The sequence below is a fragment of the Pandoraea apista genome (genome assembly GCF_001465595.2).
GTDB classification, from domain to species: Bacteria; Pseudomonadota; Gammaproteobacteria; order Burkholderiales; family Burkholderiaceae; genus Pandoraea; species Pandoraea apista.
The window spans coordinates 654,319-672,925 of the sequence record NZ_CP013481.2 but is presented as its reverse complement, the minus strand read 5'-3'; the positions used below and the strand labels follow the sequence as shown (position 1 = coordinate 672,925).

The 18,607-nt window shown below is 59.6% G+C and carries 13 protein-coding genes, 2 tRNA genes and 3 rRNA genes; 8 read left to right on the top strand and 10 right to left on the bottom strand.

Translation table 11 applies throughout. The annotated features are described in order from the left end of the window. Positions 1-48: 48 nt before the first annotated feature. From AT395_RS03115 to AT395_RS03080, 8 genes are all read right to left on the bottom strand, one after another. Positions 49-870: a DUF3047 domain-containing protein gene (locus AT395_RS03115; RefSeq protein WP_072632758.1), complete on the bottom strand. Its 822-nt coding sequence runs from the start codon at positions 868-870 to the stop codon at positions 49-51. A 231-nt stretch (positions 871-1,101) separates the two neighbouring features. Beyond that, positions 1,102-1,214, bottom strand: a 5S ribosomal RNA gene (gene rrf / locus AT395_RS03110). A gap of 144 nt (positions 1,215-1,358) precedes the next feature. Continuing rightward, positions 1,359-4,236: ribosomal RNA gene (locus AT395_RS03105) — 23S ribosomal RNA — on the bottom strand. A 283-nt stretch (positions 4,237-4,519) separates the two neighbouring features. Further along, positions 4,520-4,595, bottom strand: a tRNA-Ala gene (locus AT395_RS03100). Between the two features lie 45 nt (positions 4,596-4,640). Then, positions 4,641-4,717: transfer RNA gene (locus tag AT395_RS03095), tRNA-Ile, on the bottom strand. A gap of 64 nt (positions 4,718-4,781) precedes the next feature. Then, positions 4,782-6,314 (bottom strand): 16S ribosomal RNA (locus tag AT395_RS03090). Together the 16S, 23S and 5S rRNA genes with 2 tRNA genes alongside form the textbook arrangement of a ribosomal RNA operon. A 583-nt stretch (positions 6,315-6,897) precedes the next feature. Beyond that, complete coding sequence (locus tag AT395_RS03085) at positions 6,898-7,701, bottom strand: basic amino acid ABC transporter substrate-binding protein (protein ID WP_042113191.1); 804 nt, start codon at positions 7,699-7,701, stop codon at positions 6,898-6,900. Between the two features lie 82 nt (positions 7,702-7,783). Further along, on the bottom strand, positions 7,784-8,560 hold the full coding sequence (locus AT395_RS03080) for an enoyl-CoA hydratase (RefSeq protein ID WP_042113194.1): 777 nt from the start codon (positions 8,558-8,560) through the stop codon (positions 7,784-7,786). 513 nt (positions 8,561-9,073) lie between these two features. Here AT395_RS03080 and paaN point away from each other — a divergent pair. The 5 genes from paaN to paaK all read left to right on the top strand — a co-directional run bounded on the left by paaN (position 9,074) and on the right by paaK (position 14,920). Then, a complete protein-coding gene (paaN, locus tag AT395_RS03075; RefSeq protein WP_048628097.1) occupies positions 9,074-10,768 on the top strand; it encodes a phenylacetic acid degradation protein PaaN in 1,695 nt (564 codons plus the stop codon). 146 nt (positions 10,769-10,914) lie between these two features. Further along, positions 10,915-12,117: a 3-oxoadipyl-CoA thiolase gene (pcaF, locus tag AT395_RS03070; RefSeq protein ID WP_048628098.1), complete on the top strand. Its 1,203-nt coding sequence runs from the start codon at positions 10,915-10,917 to the stop codon at positions 12,115-12,117. Between the two features lie 48 nt (positions 12,118-12,165). After that, positions 12,166-12,948 (top strand): 2-(1,2-epoxy-1,2-dihydrophenyl)acetyl-CoA isomerase PaaG, encoded by a 783-nt coding sequence (gene paaG / locus AT395_RS03065; protein ID WP_042113199.1) that lies wholly within the window; start codon positions 12,166-12,168, stop codon positions 12,946-12,948. Between the two features lie 121 nt (positions 12,949-13,069). Beyond that, positions 13,070-13,528 (top strand): hydroxyphenylacetyl-CoA thioesterase PaaI, encoded by a 459-nt coding sequence (gene paaI, locus AT395_RS03060; protein ID WP_172417036.1) that lies wholly within the window; start codon positions 13,070-13,072, stop codon positions 13,526-13,528. A gap of 96 nt (positions 13,529-13,624) precedes the next feature. Next, positions 13,625-14,920: a phenylacetate--CoA ligase PaaK gene (gene paaK / locus AT395_RS03055; RefSeq protein WP_042113203.1), complete on the top strand. Its 1,296-nt coding sequence runs from the start codon at positions 13,625-13,627 to the stop codon at positions 14,918-14,920. A gap of 66 nt (positions 14,921-14,986) precedes the next feature. Here the strand turns inward: paaK and mltA are convergent, their stop codons facing one another. Next, a complete protein-coding gene (gene mltA / locus AT395_RS03050; RefSeq protein ID WP_048628099.1) occupies positions 14,987-16,129 on the bottom strand; it encodes a murein transglycosylase A in 1,143 nt (380 codons plus the stop codon). Between mltA and AT395_RS25455 the strand changes: the two genes are divergently transcribed. After that, positions 16,128-16,388 (top strand): hypothetical protein, encoded by a 261-nt coding sequence (locus AT395_RS25455; protein ID WP_048628100.1) that lies wholly within the window; start codon positions 16,128-16,130, stop codon positions 16,386-16,388. The two genes, mltA and AT395_RS25455, sit on opposite strands and share 2 nt — an antisense overlap. 27 nt (positions 16,389-16,415) lie before the next feature. Here the strand turns inward: AT395_RS25455 and apaG are convergent, their stop codons facing one another. Beyond that, positions 16,416-16,790, bottom strand: a complete 375-nt coding sequence (apaG, locus tag AT395_RS03040) for a Co2+/Mg2+ efflux protein ApaG (protein ID WP_039375444.1) — start codon at positions 16,788-16,790, stop codon at positions 16,416-16,418. Between the two features lie 286 nt (positions 16,791-17,076). Here apaG and rpe point away from each other — a divergent pair, with 286 nt between their 5' ends. Both rpe and AT395_RS03030 read left to right on the top strand, forming a co-directional pair. Beyond that, on the top strand, positions 17,077-17,757 hold the full coding sequence (rpe, locus tag AT395_RS03035; protein WP_042113208.1) for a ribulose-phosphate 3-epimerase: 681 nt from the start codon (positions 17,077-17,079) through the stop codon (positions 17,755-17,757). Beyond that, positions 17,754-18,464 carry a phosphoglycolate phosphatase gene (locus AT395_RS03030; protein ID WP_042113209.1) on the top strand — a complete coding sequence of 237 codons (711 nt, stop codon included), beginning with the start codon at positions 17,754-17,756 and terminating at the stop codon, positions 18,462-18,464. Before rpe ends, AT395_RS03030 begins: the two co-directional genes overlap by 4 nt. The last annotated feature ends 143 nt before the right edge of the window (positions 18,465-18,607 follow it).

The following is an 18,607-nucleotide window of genomic DNA, read 5'->3' as shown; positions in this document are numbered from 1 at the left end:
CATGCCGGCCTTTTCTTTCTCAACGTCGCCGGAGGCCGCCCAAGCTACCTATTTAGCGGCGGTAGTCGTGGGGATGCCGTCCGTTTCCAAGCGGATGTCACCGTACCAGGCCGTGAACTTCGACTGGGTATTGTCGCCATCACTCATGATGGCGATACCAATCAGACGTCCCGGAGGCTCGCCAAATGCCTTCTCGTAATCCTTGGCGATATCACGGGAATAGGTCTGCCATCTCCCGAGATTCGCTTCCCCACGCTCGACAACTACGGAGCGGATACGTCCGGTATAGGGATTCGCGATGACCTCATCCGCAGCGAACTTGTCGTCTCCCCACGTGTACATCAACGTCGCGAAGGGCAATTCTCGCCCACTCACCAAGCGGGCCAGTTCTCTGTGCAAATGATCCTGTACGGTGAGTTTCGCCCCATCGCCATCGAATGCGAGCGCGATGCGTACAGGCGCGTCGTCGAATTGCTTCGTACGAATATCGGCCTTGGCGGGCATGGCATCGGCACGCCAACGCCATGTCAATTTCGCGCCGGGATACACGGGGATGTCGAGCTTTTGAGCGATTCCGGATGCCGACCCATCGACGGTTGCACGAACTACGGCAATTCCATCACTATCGGTAGTTTGCTGGTAGTCGGTGAGCCTCTTTTTCCGGGTGACCAGATAAGTCTCCCAATGCGGGGGCAATCCCTCTGAATTCACGGCAGCGGAAAGCGGAGCAATTTCGTTGCTTTGCATCTGCATGGCGATTGTCGAGGTGCGCGTTGAAGATGCGCCTGGCGAGGTGCATCCAACAATTCCCGACATGACCATTGCGGCACCGAAATATGCCGTTCTTGCGCACCACTTTGCGTGGCGCATGCCCCGATCCTGATTTACCACCTGTTTCTCTCCACGAACTTCACTAACCCCGTGGTCGAATGCTAAGCGAGAAATGGACGCCGATCTATCGGGAATTTCACATCATGCTGCCGAGGCTCCCCAAGCCGATGAATCGCGCGGGGAATTTCAAAGGAAGTATCCCTTGAGCCATTGGACGCGCACAAAGCAAAAACCCCTTGCTACGCGTTGTAGCAAGGGGTTTTTAGGGGAGCCTGACGATTACCTACTTTCACACGGGTATCCGCACTATCATCGGCGTGGAGTCGTTTCACGGTCCTGTTCGGGATGGGAAGGGGTGGTTCCAACTCGCTATGGTCATCAGGCATAACTTGTATGTTCTGCTGCACTAGGCGTGCAACAAAACCAATTCAGAAGAAGCGTAGTACATCATGTAGTTTGGGTTGTGAATGTATCAGCGCCATTTGGCGCACACACGTCACTCAAACCAGGGAAAACACACTGGTTATAGGATCAAGCCTTACGGGCAATTAGTATCAGTTAGCTTAACGCATTACTGCGCTTCCACACCTGACCTATCAACGTCCTGGTCTTGAACGACCCTTCAAAGGAATCGAGTTCCTAGGGAAGTCTCATCTTAAGGCGAGTTTCCCGCTTAGATGCTTTCAGCGGTTATCTCTTCCGAACATAGCTACCCGGCGATGCCACTGGCGTGACAACCGGTACACCAGAGGTTCGTCCACTCCGGTCCTCTCGTACTAGGAGCAGCCCCCTTCAAACTTCCAACGCCCACGGCAGATAGGGACCAAACTGTCTCACGACGTTTTAAACCCAGCTCACGTACCTCTTTAAATGGCGAACAGCCATACCCTTGGGACCGGCTACAGCCCCAGGATGAGATGAGCCGACATCGAGGTGCCAAACACCGCCGTCGATATGAACTCTTGGGCGGTATCAGCCTGTTATCCCCAGAGTACCTTTTATCCGTTGAGCGATGGCCCTTCCATACAGAACCACCGGATCACTATGACCTGCTTTCGCACCTGCTCGACTTGTCAGTCTCGCAGTTAAGCACGCTTTTGCCATTGCACTATCAGCACGATTTCCGACCGTACCTAGCGTACCTTCGTACTCCTCCGTTACACTTTGGGAGGAGACCGCCCCAGTCAAACTGCCTACCATGCACTGTCCCCGATCCGGATTACGGACCTAGGTTAGAACCTCAAACAAGCCAGGGTGGTATTTCAAGGACGGCTCCACAGAAACTAGCGTTCCTGCTTCAAAGCCTCCCACCTATCCTACACAGACCGGTTCAAAGTCCAATGCAAAGCTACAGTAAAGGTTCATGGGGTCTTTCCGTCTAGCCGCGGGTAGATTGCATCATCACAAACACTTCAACTTCGCTGAGTCTCGGGAGGAGACAGTGTGGCCATCGTTACGCCATTCGTGCAGGTCGGAACTTACCCGACAAGGAATTTCGCTACCTTAGGACCGTTATAGTTACGGCCGCCGTTTACCGGGACTTCAATCAAGAGCTTGCACCCCATCATTTAATCTTCCGGCACCGGGCAGGCGTCACACCCTATACGTCCACTTTCGTGTTTGCAGAGTGCTGTGTTTTTATTAAACAGTCGCAGCCACCAGTTTATTGCAACCCCTTCACCCTTCTGGCGCAGGCCAGTCAAGCTACAAGGGCGTACCTTATCCCGAAGTTACGGTACCAATTTGCCGAGTTCCTTCTCCCGAGTTCTCTCAAGCGCCTTAGAATACTCATCTCGCCCACCTGTGTCGGTTTGCGGTACGGTCTCGTATGACTGAAGCTTAGAGGCTTTTCTTGGAACCACTTCCAATTGCTTCGCGAACAAGTTCGCTCGCCCCACAGCCTTGAATTACGCGCCCGGATTTGCCTAAGCGCCTTCTCCACTGCAGGGACCGGGACTTCCAACACCCGGACAACCTTCCGCGATCCGTCCCCCCATCGCATCATACGACGGTGCAGGAATATTAACCTGCTTCCCATCAGCTACGCATCTCTGCCTCGCCTTAGGGGCCGACTCACCCTACGCCGATGAACGTTGCGTAGGAAACCTTGGGCTTACGGCGAGGGGGCCTTTCACCCCCTTTATCGCTACTCATGTCAGCATTCGCACTTCTGATACCTCCAGCATCCTTTACAAGACACCTTCACAGGCTTACAGAACGCTCTCCTACCATGCGAGCAAGCTCGCATCCGCAGCTTCGGTATATTGCTTAGCCCCGTTACATCTTCCGCGCAGGACGACTCGATCAGTGAGCTATTACGCTTTCTTTAAAGGGTGGCTGCTTCTAAGCCAACCTCCTGACTGTTTTAGCCTTCCCACTTCGTTTCCCACTTAGCAATATTTAGGGACCTTAGCTGGCGGTCTGGGTTGTTTCCCTCTTGACACCGGACGTTAGCACCCGATGTCTGTCTCCCGTGATTGCACTCTTCGGTATTCGGAGTTTGCTATGGCGAAGTAATCCGCAATGGACCCTTCAACCATGACAGTGCTCTACCCCCGAAGGTGATACACGAGGCACTACCTAAATAGTTTTCGGAGAGAACCAGCTATTTCCAAGTTTGTTTAGCCTTTCACCCCTATCCACAGCTCATCCCCTAATTTTTCAACATTAGTGGGTTCGGACCTCCAGTACGTGTTACCGCACCTTCATCCTGGCCATGGATAGATCACTTGGTTTCGGGTCTACACCCAGCGACTGAACGCCCTATTCGGACTCGCTTTCGCTACGCCTTCCCTATTCGGTTAAGCTTGCCACTGAATGTAAGTCGCTGACCCATTATACAAAAGGTACGCCGTCACCCCTTTCGAGGCTCCGACTGTTTGTATGCATGCGGTTTCAGGATCTATTTCACTCCCCTCCCGGGGTTCTTTTCGCCTTTCCCTCACGGTACTGGTTCACTATCGGTCGATTACGAGTATTTAGCCTTGGAGGATGGTCCCCCCATCTTCAGACAGGATTTCACGTGTCCCGCCCTACTTATCTCAAGCTTAGTTCCACACCAGGGTTTTCTCATACGGGGCTATCACCCACTATGGCCGGACTTTCCATTCCGTTTTGATAACACCGGTGCTAAATCTTGAAGGCTGGTCCCATTTCGCTCGCCACTACTTTGGGAATCTCGGTTGATTTTTTTTCCTGCAGCTACTTAGATGTTTCAGTTCGCCGCGTTCGCTTCGCTAGACCTATGTATTCAGTCTAGGATGACCTAAAAGGCCGGGTTTCCCCATTCGGACATTTGTGGATCAATGCTTATTTGCCAGCTCCCCACAACTTTTCGCAGGCTATCGCGTCCTTCATCGCCTGTAATCGCCAAGGCATCCACCACATGCACTTATTCGCTTGACCCTATAACCAGAATGTCTTCCAGCTATAGGTTGAGTTATCGCGTTGTGCCGTATTCCAAGTCATCTTTCGATCACTTAAATACTGGTTGATACAATCACAACCCGTACAATTTCCACGCGCCATCTCTAACGCGCTTCCGTTGTACTACTACTTCTTCTAAATTGTTAAAGAACAAATACTGCATGACATTGCTGTCATTCAAAAACATTCACGTTTCATCACCATTGGGATTTACTGCAGACGTAAAAGCTTTTGACTGACATCGATGTGCGATCTAAGGAATTGGTGGAGGCAGACGGGATCGAACCGACGACCCCCTGCTTGCAAAGCAGGTGCTCTCCCAGCTGAGCTATGCCCCCATTTCAAGCCAGTTACCATCTGACTTGGTCAGGCGGTGGTTAGCTTGGTGGGTCTGGAAGGACTTGAACCTTCGACCCCCGCCTTATCAAGACGGTGCTCTAACCACCTGAGCTACAGACCCGACTTAGATCTACGCAGTCAACAACCGATAAGCGTGAACACTCAACTTCCAGTGCTTGCTCTAGAAAGGAGGTGATCCAGCCGCAGGTTCCCCTACGGCTACCTTGTTACGACTTCACCCCAGTCATGAATCCTGCCGTGGTAAGCGCCCTCCTTACGGTTAGGCTACCTACTTCTGGCAAAACCCACTCCCATGGTGTGACGGGCGGTGTGTACAAGACCCGGGAACGTATTCACCGCGACATGCTGATCCGCGATTACTAGCGATTCCAGCTTCACGCAGTCGAGTTGCAGACTGCGATCCGGACTACGATCGGTTTTCTGGGGTTAGCTCCACCTCGCGGCTTGGCGACCCTCTGTACCGACCATTGTATGACGTGTGAAGCCCTACCCATAAGGGCCATGAGGACTTGACGTCATCCCCACCTTCCTCCGGTTTGTCACCGGCAGTCTCCTTAGAGTGCTCTTGCGTAGCAACTAAGGACAAGGGTTGCGCTCGTTGCGGGACTTAACCCAACATCTCACGACACGAGCTGACGACAGCCATGCAGCACCTGTGTTACGGTTCTCTTTCGAGCACTCCCACCTCTCAGCAGGATTCCGTACATGTCAAGGGTAGGTAAGGTTTTTCGCGTTGCATCGAATTAATCCACATCATCCACCGCTTGTGCGGGTCCCCGTCAATTCCTTTGAGTTTTAATCTTGCGACCGTACTCCCCAGGCGGTCAACTTCACGCGTTAGCTTCGTTACTAAGGAAATGAATCCCCAACAACTAGTTGACATCGTTTAGGGCGTGGACTACCAGGGTATCTAATCCTGTTTGCTCCCCACGCTTTCGTGCATGAGCGTCAGTATTGGCCCAGGGGGCTGCCTTCGCCATCGGTATTCCTCCACATCTCTACGCATTTCACTGCTACACGTGGAATTCTACCCCCCTCTGCCATACTCTAGCCTTGCAGTCACGAATGCAGTTCCCAGGTTAAGCCCGGGGATTTCACATCCGTCTTACAAAACCGCCTGCGCACGCTTTACGCCCAGTAATTCCGATTAACGCTTGCACCCTACGTATTACCGCGGCTGCTGGCACGTAGTTAGCCGGTGCTTATTCTTCCGGTACCGTCATCCCCCCGAGGTATTAACCCAGAGGATTTCTTTCCGGACAAAAGTGCTTTACAACCCGAAGGCCTTCTTCACACACGCGGCATTGCTGGATCAGGCTTGCGCCCATTGTCCAAAATTCCCCACTGCTGCCTCCCGTAGGAGTCTGGGCCGTGTCTCAGTCCCAGTGTGGCTGGTCGTCCTCTCAGACCAGCTACAGATCGTCGCCTTGGTGAGCTTTTACCTCACCAACTAGCTAATCTGACATCGGCTGCTCTTGTAGCGCGAGGCCCGAAGGTCCCCCGCTTTCCTCCTCAGAGCGTATGCGGTATTAATCCGGCTTTCGCCGAGCTATCCCCCACTACAAGGTACATTCCGATGTATTACTCACCCGTTCGCCACTCGCCACCAGGTGCAAGCACCCGTGCTGCCGTTCGACTTGCATGTGTAAGGCATGCCGCCAGCGTTCAATCTGAGCCAGGATCAAACTCTTCAGTTTAAACCTGTTACTGTTTTCGGTTTTCGTGATAAATCACTTGAACCGGTCGCTCTCAAAGTATGCTGACAAGTTAATTACTTAACTTACCTATTACTATGTGAGCCTCAATAAATTTAAAGCTAATCTGCCGAAGCAGACGCACTATTCATCGAGTGCCCACACTTATCGGTTGTTCAATTTTTAAAGATCAATCGCATCTGACTTCGCTTCGTCGCACACTTACCGCGCCGTCGCTTCGTTTTCTGCGTCGCTGCATCAGCAGCAGAGAAGTGAGATTATGTCGCAGCTTCTCGTCGTCGTCAACAGTTTTTTTCGCTTTCTTCGCTCGTCGCCGTAGCCACTCGCTCGCATCAAAACCGCCAACCACCGGGCTTTACAGCCCGTCTCGCCTCTCCTTCGTCGCTGCTTTCGCCGCGTCGCTGTCGTTGCGAGAGACGAGATATTAGTGAAAACCCCGAACCCTGGCAAGCCCTTTGTGAAAATATTTTGAAAACCCATGAAAAAGCCCCGTCTCGACGGGGCTTTTTCATCAGGCATCGGCACCCGCAGGTGCCGATGCTACTTAGATAGGGCGCGCGATACCTCAGGACTTCTTGCCAAAGTAGCGCTCGTAGATCGCGTCGTACGTGCCGTCCGACTTGATTGCATCAATGCCCTTGTTGATCTTGGCCAACAGCTCGGTGTCGCCCTTACGCACCGCAATGCCGTAATACTCCTTCGGGAAGCTGCTATCGGCAACCGTACGCAATTTTGCATCCGGATTGTTCGCGATGAAATTCACCACGACGCCGTTGTCAGCCACCACCGCATCGACACCTCCCGCCTCAAGCTCCTTCATCGCCAGCGGCGTGCCCTCGAAGCGTTTGACCGACGGATTGTTCTTGCCCATGAGCTTCTGAACCACTTCGTCGCCCGTGGTCGCCGTCTGCACACCGACCTTCATCGACTTCAGATCGTCAAACTTCTGCACGGTCGAATTGATCGGCACGGCGATCAACTGCGATGCCTCGAAATAAGGCGTCGAGAAATCCATTTGCTTGCGGCGCTCATCTGTAATCGTGATGGCCGAAATCAAAATGTCCCGATCCCCCTGCACCAGCGAATTGAAGATGCCTTCGAACGGCGTATTGATGAATCGGATGGAGATGCCCGCCTTGTCGGCGACGGCCTTCATCACATCGATATCGAAGCCAGCGATCTGGCGGGTATCGGTTTCAAACTCGAATGGCGCATAAGCGGCATCCGAACCGACGACGTACACAGGTTGCGCGCCATCCGGTCCGACCGACCGGCCCGCAGCCGATTCTTCCTTCTTCCCGCAAGCCCCCAACAGCAGCCCGGAGGCCACGACCAGGGCCAGCGCGAACGCACGTCGTTTAGTCGCCATCGATTCGTCCCTTGCTGAAAAAACCGGCAGACTATCATAGGACGCCCCCCGCACAGGAGGTCATCCCGGCTTTACGACAAGCTCATCGATGTTTGAAAACCGGCTTGCGCTTCTCGACGAATGCCGCCATGCCTTCCTTCTGGTCCTCAAGCGCGAAGAGCGAATGGAACACGCGACGCTCGAACTGCACGCCTTCGTCGAGTGTCGATTCGAACGCGCGGTTGACCGCTTCCTTGGCCGCCATCACAACCGGCAGCGAGTATTCGCAGATGGTCGTGGCAGCACCGATCGCCTCGTCGAGCAGCTTGTCGGCAGGCACTACGCGCGATACGAGACCAGCGCGCTCCGCCTCGGTCGCGTCCATGAAACGCGCTGTCAGACACATGTCCATCGCCTTGGCTTTCGACACCGCGCGCGTGAGACGCTGCGTGCCGCCCGCGCCCGGAATTACGCCGAGCTTGATTTCCGGTTGTCCGAACTTTGCGTTGTCGGCCGCGATGATGAAATCGCACATCATCGCCAGCTCACACCCGCCACCGAGGGCGAAACCCGATACCGCAGCAATCACCGGTTTTCGGATTCGACGCACGGTTTCCCAATTGCGCGTGATGTAATCGCCCTTGAATACGTCGGCAAAGGTGTACTTGGACATCATGCCGATGTCGGCCCCTGCCGCGAACGCCTTCTCGCTACCGGTAATCACCACGCAACCGATGGCCTCGTCGGCGTCGAAAGCGGTCAGCGCGGTCCCCAACTCGTCCATCAGCGCATCGTTCAGCGCATTGAGCGCCTTCGGACGATTCAGCGTGATCAGACCGACGCGGCCGCGCGTCTCCACCAAAATGTTCTCGTACGTCATCCTCTTCTTCCTCCAGTCAAAGTCTCGTCTTGTGGTTCGGGGCTGGCGCCGCCTGGGCATGACACCCTCGCAAACGCCGGAAACAGGCATAAGGCGATGAACACGCCATTGGTTCGCAACGGCGCTGCGGCGCACGCGGCAAATCCGGGTAACGGACTCGCCGGGCGTCGACTGCAGTGGTTAGGCATGATGCCATCGATCCCCCGGCCACGCACCTCTCGTTCCGCCAAGCAAACGGCCCGCCAACCCGCGCCGGGTCATGCGCAATGCGCGCCGCCATGTCTGCCCGGATACCGCGTGAGCCGTCGGGGAAAACCCGGCATCATCGCGCGCCACGCCCGGAAGATTTGATGCTATATTAACAAACCAACCGGTCGGTCAATTAATGTTCATGAGACATATCGACGACGACCCGGTGCCGTTCCCTGCGTCTTGCCGCGCGCCCGCACGAGCGTGCCCGCCGGCAGACAGCGAATCCGCCAGCCGCATCCCGACACGGACACATCCACAACCATGACTCATCCCCTCTTCGCCAAACACCAAGAGACTCTCGAGCGCGCCCTTCAGGCCATCGCCACGCGTGGTTACTGGAGCCCGTTCACGGAAATGCCGAGCCCGCGTGCGTATGGCGAAACGGCCGCCGCCGACGGTGAAGCCGCTTTCAAGCAATACCTGAACGCCGCCTTCCCGCTCGAGCAGCGCGGCAGCACGGGTAGCGTGGGCCAGGAGGCGTCGCCGTTTGGCTTTGCACTCGGCACGACCTATCCCGGTTTCGAGATCGATGCCCTGCTCGCCCGTGTGACCGATGCCCACAAGTCGTATCGTGCCGCTTCGCCGGACGCCTGGGTCGGCGTGTCGCTTGAGATCCTCAAGCGTCTGAACGCCCGCAGCTTCGAAATGGCCAACGCCGTGATGCATACGACGGGCCAGGCCTTCATGATGGCCTTCCAGGCCGGCGGTCCGCACGCTCAGGATCGCGGCCTTGAAGCCGTGGCTTACGCCTGGGACGAACTGCGCCGCATTCCGGCAAACGCTTACTGGGAAAAACCGCAAGGCAAGAACCCGGCCCTCGCGATGGAAAAGCGCTACACCGTCGTGCCGCGCGGCGTGGCATTGGTGCTTGGGTGCTGCACGTTCCCGACGTGGAACGGCTACCCGGGTCTGTTCGCCAGCCTGGCCACGGGCAACGCCGTCATCGTCAAGCCGCATCCGGGCGCGATTCTGCCGCTGGCCATCACCGTCAAGATTGCCCGCGAAGTTCTCAAGGAAGCCGGTTTCGATCCGGATGTCGTCACGCTCGCCGCCACCAACCCGAACGATGGCGCTATCGTCCAGCAACTGGCCAAGCGCAATGAAGTGCGTGTGATCGACTTCACCGGCAGCACCGCCAACGGCGACTGGCTGGAGACCAACGCCCGTCAGGCGCAGGTCTACACCGAGAAGGCCGGTGTCAACCAGATCGTGATCGATTCGACAGACGACCTGAAAGGGATGGCCCGCAACATCGGCTTCTCGCTGGCGCTGTACTCGGGTCAGATGTGCACCGCGCCGCAGAACATCTACATTCCGCGCGACGGTATCCAGACACCGGACGGCAAAGTGTCGTTCGACGACGTCGTGGCCGCCATCGCAGGCAGCGTTCAGAAAACGTGCAGCGACCCGGCCAAGGCGGTCGAACTGCTCGGCGCGATTCAGAACGAAGGTGTGCTCGCCCGTATCGACGAAGCCCGCAAAGTCGGCCGCATCGTGCTCGACAGCCAGACGCTCCAACACCCGGCGTTTGCCGATGCCCGCGTGCGCACACCGCTGATCGTCGCCCTCGATGTCGCTGACGACACCGTCTACACCCGCGAGTGGTTCGGCCCGATCGCCTTCGTGATCGCCGTCGACAACAGCGCACAAGCGTTCGCGCTGGCCGGGCGCACCGCCGCAGAACACGGCGCCCTCACGCTGTCGGCTTACACGACGACCCCCGAAGGCGAAGCCCAGGCACTCGACGCCGCCATCGAAGGTCGCGTCGCACTGTCGCTCAACCTGACCGGCGGCGTGTTCGTGAACCAGTCCGCCGCCTACTCGGATTACCACGGCACTGGCGGCAACCCGGCGGCAAACGCCAGCCTTGCCGACGCGGCGTTCGTTGCGAATCGCTTCCGTGTCGTACAGAGCCGCCACCACGTGCCGGCGAAGTCCGACACCGGTGCGGCCTGAGCGTCACGACACATCTATATAGATAGAGGGGGCGGCAAAGCACCTCACGGCACGCGCCAACGCGACGGTAAGCCACTACCATAGGCAATTGCCGTCGCGCGGCCGCCGCGCACCCCGCCCCCAAGAAAAGACAGGAACGAGACATCATGACCGAAGCCTTCATCTGCGACGCGATCCGCACGCCCATCGGCCGCTACGGCGGCGCCCTGAAAGACGTTCGCGCCGACAACCTCGGCGCCATCCCCCTCAAAGCGCTCATGGCGCGCAATCCGAACGTCGACTGGACGCTGATCGACGATGTCATCTACGGCTGCGCCAATCAGGCGGGCGAAGACAACCGGAACGTGGCGCGCATGGCCGCGCTGCTCGCCGAGTTGCCGATCGACGTGCCGGGCGCCACGCTCAACCGCCTGTGCGGTTCGGGCATGGACGCCATCGGTAGCGCAGCGCGCGCCATCAAGGCGGGCGAAGCCGGGCTGATGATTGCCGGCGGCGTAGAGTCGATGACCCGCGCGCCGTTCGTGATGGGCAAGGCCGACAGCGCGTTCGCGCGTCAGGCCGCGATCTTCGACACGACCATTGGCTGGCGCTTCATCAATCCGTTGATGAAGGCGCAATACGGCGTGGATTCGATGCCGGAGACGGCCGAAAACGTGGCCGACGACTTCAAGATCAACCGCGAAGACCAGGACCGCTTCGCGCTGCGCAGTCAGGAAAAGGCCGCGCGCGCACAGGCCGACGGCACGCTCGCTCAGGAAATCACGCCGGTCTCCATCCCACAGAAGAAGGGCGACGCGATCGTCGTTGATCGTGACGAACACCCGCGCGCGACCAGTCTCGAGTCGCTGGCCAAGCTCAAGGGTGTGGTGCGTCCGGACGGCACCGTCACCGCAGGCAATGCCTCGGGCGTGAACGACGGCGCGTGCGCCCTGCTGCTCGCCAGCGAAAGCGCCGCGAAGCTGCACGGCCTCACGCCGCGAGCACGCGTACTCGGCATGGCGACCGCCGGTGTCGCGCCGCGCATCATGGGCATCGGCCCGGCCCCGGCCACGCTCAAGCTACTCAAGCAATTGAACATGACGCTGGATCAGTTCGACGTAATCGAGCTGAACGAAGCCTTCGCGAGTCAGGGTCTGGCCGTGTTGCGCCAACTCGGCATTGCCGACGACGACGCCCGCGTGAACCCGAACGGCGGCGCCATTGCGCTGGGCCATCCGCTGGGGGCTTCGGGCGCGCGTCTGGTGACCACCGCGATGTACCAGTTGCACCGCACGGGCGGACGCTTCGCTCTGTGCACGATGTGCATCGGCGTAGGCCAGGGCATTGCGATTGCCATCGAGCGCGTCTGATCGTTCGCACCGCCCTCGACATTAGAAGACACCCGGAGGAAGACACCGATGACCGCCACCGTTCAACTGACGCTGCAAGCCAACGTCGCGACAATCACGCTCAATCGCCCCGAGAAGCTCAACAGCTTCACCCGGCAGATGCACGCCGAACTGCGCGACGCCCTCGATACCGCACAGGCACAAGGCGCGCGCGCTATTGTGCTGACCGGTGCCGGACGCGGCTTCTGCGCGGGGCAGGATCTGGCGGATCTCGACTTTACGCCGGGCGCTTCGACCGATCTGGGCGCGCTGATCGACGAGAACTTCAACCCGCTAGTGCGCAAACTGCGCGCGATGCCGCTGCCGGTGATCGCGGCAGTCAACGGCATCGCCGCAGGCGCGGGCGCCAATCTGGCGCTGGCCTGCGACATCGTGCTCGCGGGCGCATCGGTCAACTTTGTGCAGGCGTTCGTCAAGATCGGTCTGGTGCCCGACACGGGCGGCACATGGTTCCTGCCGCAGCGCGTGGGCATGGCCCGCGCGATGGGGCTCGCGATGCTCGGCGACAAGCTCTCGGCCGAGCAGGCCGAACAGTGGGGGCTGATCTGGCGCTGCGTCGACGACGAGGCATTGCTCGCCGAAGCCCAAAAGCTTGCCGTCCACCTGGCGACACAACCCACCAGGGCGCTCGCGACCATCAAGGAAGCGCTGTACGCATCGACCACCCACACGCTCGACCAGCAGCTAGATCTCGAGCGCGATGGGCAACGTGCGCTGGGTGCTTCGTACGACTATGCCGAAGGCGTGAACGCATTCCTCGAGAAACGCGCGCCGAAATTCGAAGGCCGCTGACTGCGGATCACGGATACCGCGCACGGAAAACACAAACGCAAGCCCGGCAGCGATGCACGAAGCCCGCCAAGACCGCCCGCGCCGCGCGAGAGACCGACACCATAACAAGACGAGAGACACCATGAGCCTGACCTCCCCCGCCCCCAAGGCAAGCAGCGAGATGACCCCGGAAGAACTTGCCCGCGCCACGGGCGAGGCCATGTACCGCAGCGACCGTGCGAGCCAGTGGCTGGGTATGGAATTGCAGGAAGTGCGTCCGGGTTATGCACGCATGACGATGCGCATTCGTGACGAATTCCTCAACGGTCACGCCATCTGCCACGGCGGCCTGATGTTCACGCTGGCCGACTCGACCTTCGCATTTGCGTGCAACAGCTACAACATCAACACGGTGGCGGCCGGGTGCAGCATCGAATTCCTGAAGCCGGTCGCGGGCGGCGACACGCTCACGGCAGAAGCGCAAGAGCAGGTGCTCTCGGGGCGTCATGGGATTTACGACATTCGTTTGACGAACTCGGCCGGCGACGTGGTCGCAATGTTCCGCGGCAAGTCCGCACAGATCAAGGGCAACGTCGTCTGACACGCCCCGGCAATACGCGAGTCCGGATACGGGTTCGCGAGACACCTGCGTAAAAGTTAGCAACAGTAAGTAGTAGAAAGCCCCAAGGAGACAGTCATGACCACCGCCCTGCCGCTCGAGCCGATCGAGAAAGCGAGCCTCGACGAACTGCGCAGCCTTCAGCTCGAACGTCTGAAGACGACGTTGCGGCATGCCTATGAGAATTCGCCGGTCTATCGCCGGAAATTCGACGAAGCCGGCGTCCATCCGGACGATCTGACCTCGCTGGCCGATCTGGCCAAGTTCCCGTTCACGACGAAACAGGATCTGCGCGACAGCTATCCGTTCGGCATGTTTGCGGTACCGATGGAGCAGGTCTCCCGCGTGCACGCATCTTCGGGCACTACGGGCAAGCCGACGGTCGTGGGCTACACCGCCAACGACATCAGCACGTGGGCCGATCTGGTCGCACGCTCGATCCGTGCATCGGGCGCGCGCCGCGGCGACAAGGTGCACATCAGCTACGGCTACGGTCTGTTCACGGGCGGTCTTGGGGCGCACTACGGTGCGGAGCGCGCAGGCCTGACGGTCATCCCGTTCGGCGGCGGACAGACCGAAAAGCAGGTGCAACTGATCCAGGACTTCAAGCCCGACATCATCATGGTCACGCCGAGCTACATGCTGGCGATTGCCGACGAACTCGAACGTCAGGGCATGGTGGCGGCCGACTCGTCGCTGCGTATCGGTATCTTCGGGGCCGAGCCCTGGACGAACGACATGCGCTCGGCCATCGAAAAGCGCATGGGCATCGACGCGGTCGACATCTACGGTCTGTCGGAAGTGATGGGCCCGGGCGTGGCTTGCGAATGTGCCGAAACGAAAGACGGACCGACCATCTGGGAAGATCACTTCTTCCCGGAAATCATCGACCCGGAGACGGGCGAAGTGTTGCCCGACGGCGAGTTCGGCGAACTGGTGTTCACCTCGCTCACCAAGGAAGCGCTGCCGATCATTCGTTACCGCACGCGCGATCTCACGCGTCTGCTGCCGGGTACGGCACGCACGATGCGTCGCATGGAGAAGATCACCGGCCGCTCGGACGACATGATGATCATTCGCGGCGTGAACGTGTTTCCTTCGCAGATCGAGGAACTGCTGCTGCGTCAGCCGGTGCTCTCGCCGCACTATCAGATCATTCTGGACAAGGAAGGTCCGATGGACACGATGGCGGTGGAAGTCGAAGCGGCCGTGGGTTGCCACGACGACAGCGCACTGCAAACAGCCGGCAGCGAACTCAAGCGCGACATCAAGACACTCATCGGTGTGTCGTGTGCCGTGCGCGTGAAACCCGTCGGCGGCATCGAGCGCTCGGTGGGCAAGGCACGCCGGGTGGTGGATAAGCGTCCGCGTTGATTGCGCATTCGTCGCCATCAAAAAAAGCCCGCGAATATCGCGGGCTTTTTTCGTTGAAGCGCGACCTCACTGGTTGGGCAGAAATACCCACATCCGGCCGCTCTGGCGCATGCGTCCGGCCAGATCACCCGCGTCGTCGCCCAGCCCCCAGAAGAAGTCGGCGCGCACGCCGCCCTTGATGGCGCTGCCTGTATCCTGCGCGAACATCAGCCGGTTGATCGGCGCATTCGCCTGAGCGCCGAAGGGCGGACGCGTGGTCGAGAGGAACACCGGGCTGCCCAGCGGGATCGACGCCGGATCGACGGCAATCGAACGCTCTGCCGTGAGCGGCACGCCCAGCGCGCCAATCGGGCCTTCGATGCCGCCCACGCCGTGGTTAGGCATTTCGCGGAAGAAGACGAAGCGCGGATTCACATCCAGCAGCGCGTCCACGCGCGACGGATTGGCACGCGCCCAGGCACGGATGCCCTGCATTGTCGCCTGCGCGGCCGTGATCTCGCCGCGATCGATCAACCAGCGTCCAATCGACTTGTAAGGCTGGTCGTTGTTGCCGGCATAGCCCACGCGCATCACCGTGCCGTCGTCGAGCAGCACCTGACCGGAACCTTGCACCTGCAGGAAGAACGCCTCGATGGGGTCGTCCACGTAGACCAGCTCGTAACCGCGCAACATGCCACTACGCATGAGTTCGGCACGCGCGGGCAGCGATCCGGCTTTACGGCCGGCGGGCCATTTGTAAAGCGGCGTCTGATAGATACCGCCGCGCACGCGCGAGCCATGCAGCAACGGTTCGTAGTAGCCCGTGATCAGGCCCGTTTGCGTGCCGTCGGAGTTCGCGATACGAAACGGCGTAAAGTACTGTTCGAAGAACTGCCTCACTGCCGCCGGGTCCAGATCGTCGAGATGCTCTGCCGCGCGACAGGCCGGCTGCCAGTTGCTCTGACGCCCCAGCTTCACGCAGCTCTGCGAAAGCGCGAGGCGCGCGCCGATGAGCGAATCGTCCTGCCAGCCCTCGACCTGCGACCACGACACGGCCTGCATGCGGCCGGCGCCCGAGGGCGGTGTCGCGACCGTCGACGGCGGCGTGCCTGGACGATAGGTGCCCGAAGGAGGCACACTCGAACAACCGTAAAGCAGTGCGGCAAACGCAGCGAGCGCCAGGCCCCGGCCGGCGCGCCACCGCCCGAACACATTCAGGAAGAGCGTCATGGGTAATCTGTTCGATGAATATCCGGCCTTGCTGGTCCTGCCGGAAGTGTTGCTGGCGATCGTGATCGTCGCCGCTATTGTCGTGATGCGACGCAAACCGTCGCCCAAACGCAGAGTTCGCCAAATGCGCGCCATCCGGCCGATGCCGAGCGATACCGTCGACCCGATCGGTCCCGCCGGGCCGCGAAACTCCGACCCGGCCGAGCGCGACGCCGACGATCCGCTCAAACGGGAAGACTGGTCCGACGACCGCCGCTGACGTGCGAACACCCTGCGCCTCCCCGGCTCAGTGCAAGGTGCGCGGCATGGTCAGCGCGAACTCGGCGATGGGCGCTTCGAACCGCGTGCCATCCTCTGCCACGCAGAAGTACTCGCCACGCATCGTGCCCACGGGCGTGGCGACCATGGCCCAGCTCGTGTACTCGAATTGCTCACCGGGTTGCAGAAACGGTTGATGGCCGACCACGCCCAGACCGTTCACTTCCTGCACATGGTTGTCGCCGTCCGTGATCACCCAATGACGCGAAATCAGTTGGGCCGGCACTTCCCCGCTGTTGCGAATCGTAATCGTGTAGGCGAAGGCGAATTGCCGACGATCCGGTTCCGATTGCTCCGGGAGATATTGCGGGCGCACCGTGACGGTAAATTCGTACTGGCTCATCGGGTGTTCCTGTTGCGCATGGTGCTCTCTGATGACTTTCTGGTCTGACAGCTCAGACTGCGTGTGGTGCGGCGCTGGCCGCGAGCGCCATCGTGATGGACGTGCGGCACATGCGCCCTCTTGTTTTGCAAGGCATTCTGCGGCAAGTCGTCGCAGGTCGCAACCGGCAAACACGCAGGCAAAGCGCTCGTTTGGGGCGCGCTCCCCCCCTCCCTTCGGCTCACAGCGGGCAGGGGTCAGGCGAAAGCTTTAAAATATCGCTTTTGACGCTACTCCCGCCCTCGCCATGACGCAATTCTGTATCGCCCCCAGCATCCTGTCCGCCGACTTTGCCCGGCTGGGCGAAGAAGTCCGCAACGTCGTGGCGGCGGGCGCCGACTGGATTCACTTCGACGTGATGGACAACCATTACGTTCCCAACCTGACCATCGGCCCGATGGTGTGCGAGGCAATCCGCCCGCATGTGGACGTGCCCATCGACGTGCACCTGATGGTACGCCCGGTCGACCGCATCGTGCCCGATTTCGCCAAGGCCGGCGCCAATCTGATCACTTTTCACCCGGAAGCGTCGGAACACATCGACCGTACGCTCGGCCTGATTCGCGACAACGGCTGCAAGGCCGGCCTCGTGTTCAACCCGGGCACCCCGCTGCATTACCTCGATCATGTGATGGACCGGCTCGACATGGTGCTCATCATGTCGGTCAACCCCGGCTTCGGCGGCCAGTCGTTCATTCCCGAGGCGCTCAACAAGCTGCGCGCCGTGCGCGAGCGCATCGACGCTTACACCGCCGACACCGGCCGTGAGATTCGTCTGGAAATCGACGGCGGCGTGAAGGTCGACAATATCGCCGAAATCGCTGCCGCCGGGGCCGACACATTCGTCGCCGGCTCGGCAATCTTCGGCAAACCCGACTACAAGGCGGTGATCGACGAGATGCGCGCCCAACTCGCGAGCGTGGCATGACCCATCCGCTTCGACTGGACGGCATCCGCGCGGTGCTGATCGACCTCGACGGTACGCTCGTCGACACGGCAGGCGACTTCAGCGTGGCGCTCAACGCCATGCTGGCCGATCTGGGCGCCGAGCCGGTACCGACCGGGCGCCTGATGACCTTCGTGGGCAAAGGCACCGCCAATCTGGTGCGCAAGACCCTCGCCGAGCGGTTTCCCGAAGCCGACATCGACGCGCTGTTCGAACGTGCGCAGGACAAGTACGAAGCCGTCTATACGTCGATCAACGGCGAGCACACGACCCTCTATCCCGAAGTGCGCGAAGGGCTGACGGCATTGCGCAACGCCGGTCTGCCGGTGGCGTGCATCACCAACAAGCAGCATCGCTTTGCAGTGGCCTTGCTCGAGCACTACGGCCTGTCCGATCAGTTCGACCTCGTGTACGGCGGCGACTCATGGCCCAAGCGCAAGCCCGACCCGATGCCGCTGGTCAAAGCCTGCGAAGCGTTCGGTGTTTCGCCGGCGCAAGCCGTGCTGGTCGGCGACTCGGCCAACGACGCGCAAGCCGCCCGCGCGGCGGGCTGCCGGTCGCTCACGGTGCCGTATGGTTACAACCATGGCGAATCTATACAAACGATCGACACGGATGGTATAGTCGCCTCAATTCTGGGCGCTGCCCGGGCCATTCTGCCCGAAGCAACGCCCTCTCTGGCGAGCTGAGTTCGCCATCGTCCACACTGCCATTCAAGCGCATGTTCCTGAACAAGAAACGGAGTCTTAGCGTGATCGACCGGGGGGCCTGGCCCTGGCGACGCTGGTCCTGCTGAACCCTTCAAAGGGGTGGCCGGGACCGCTGGAGTTCG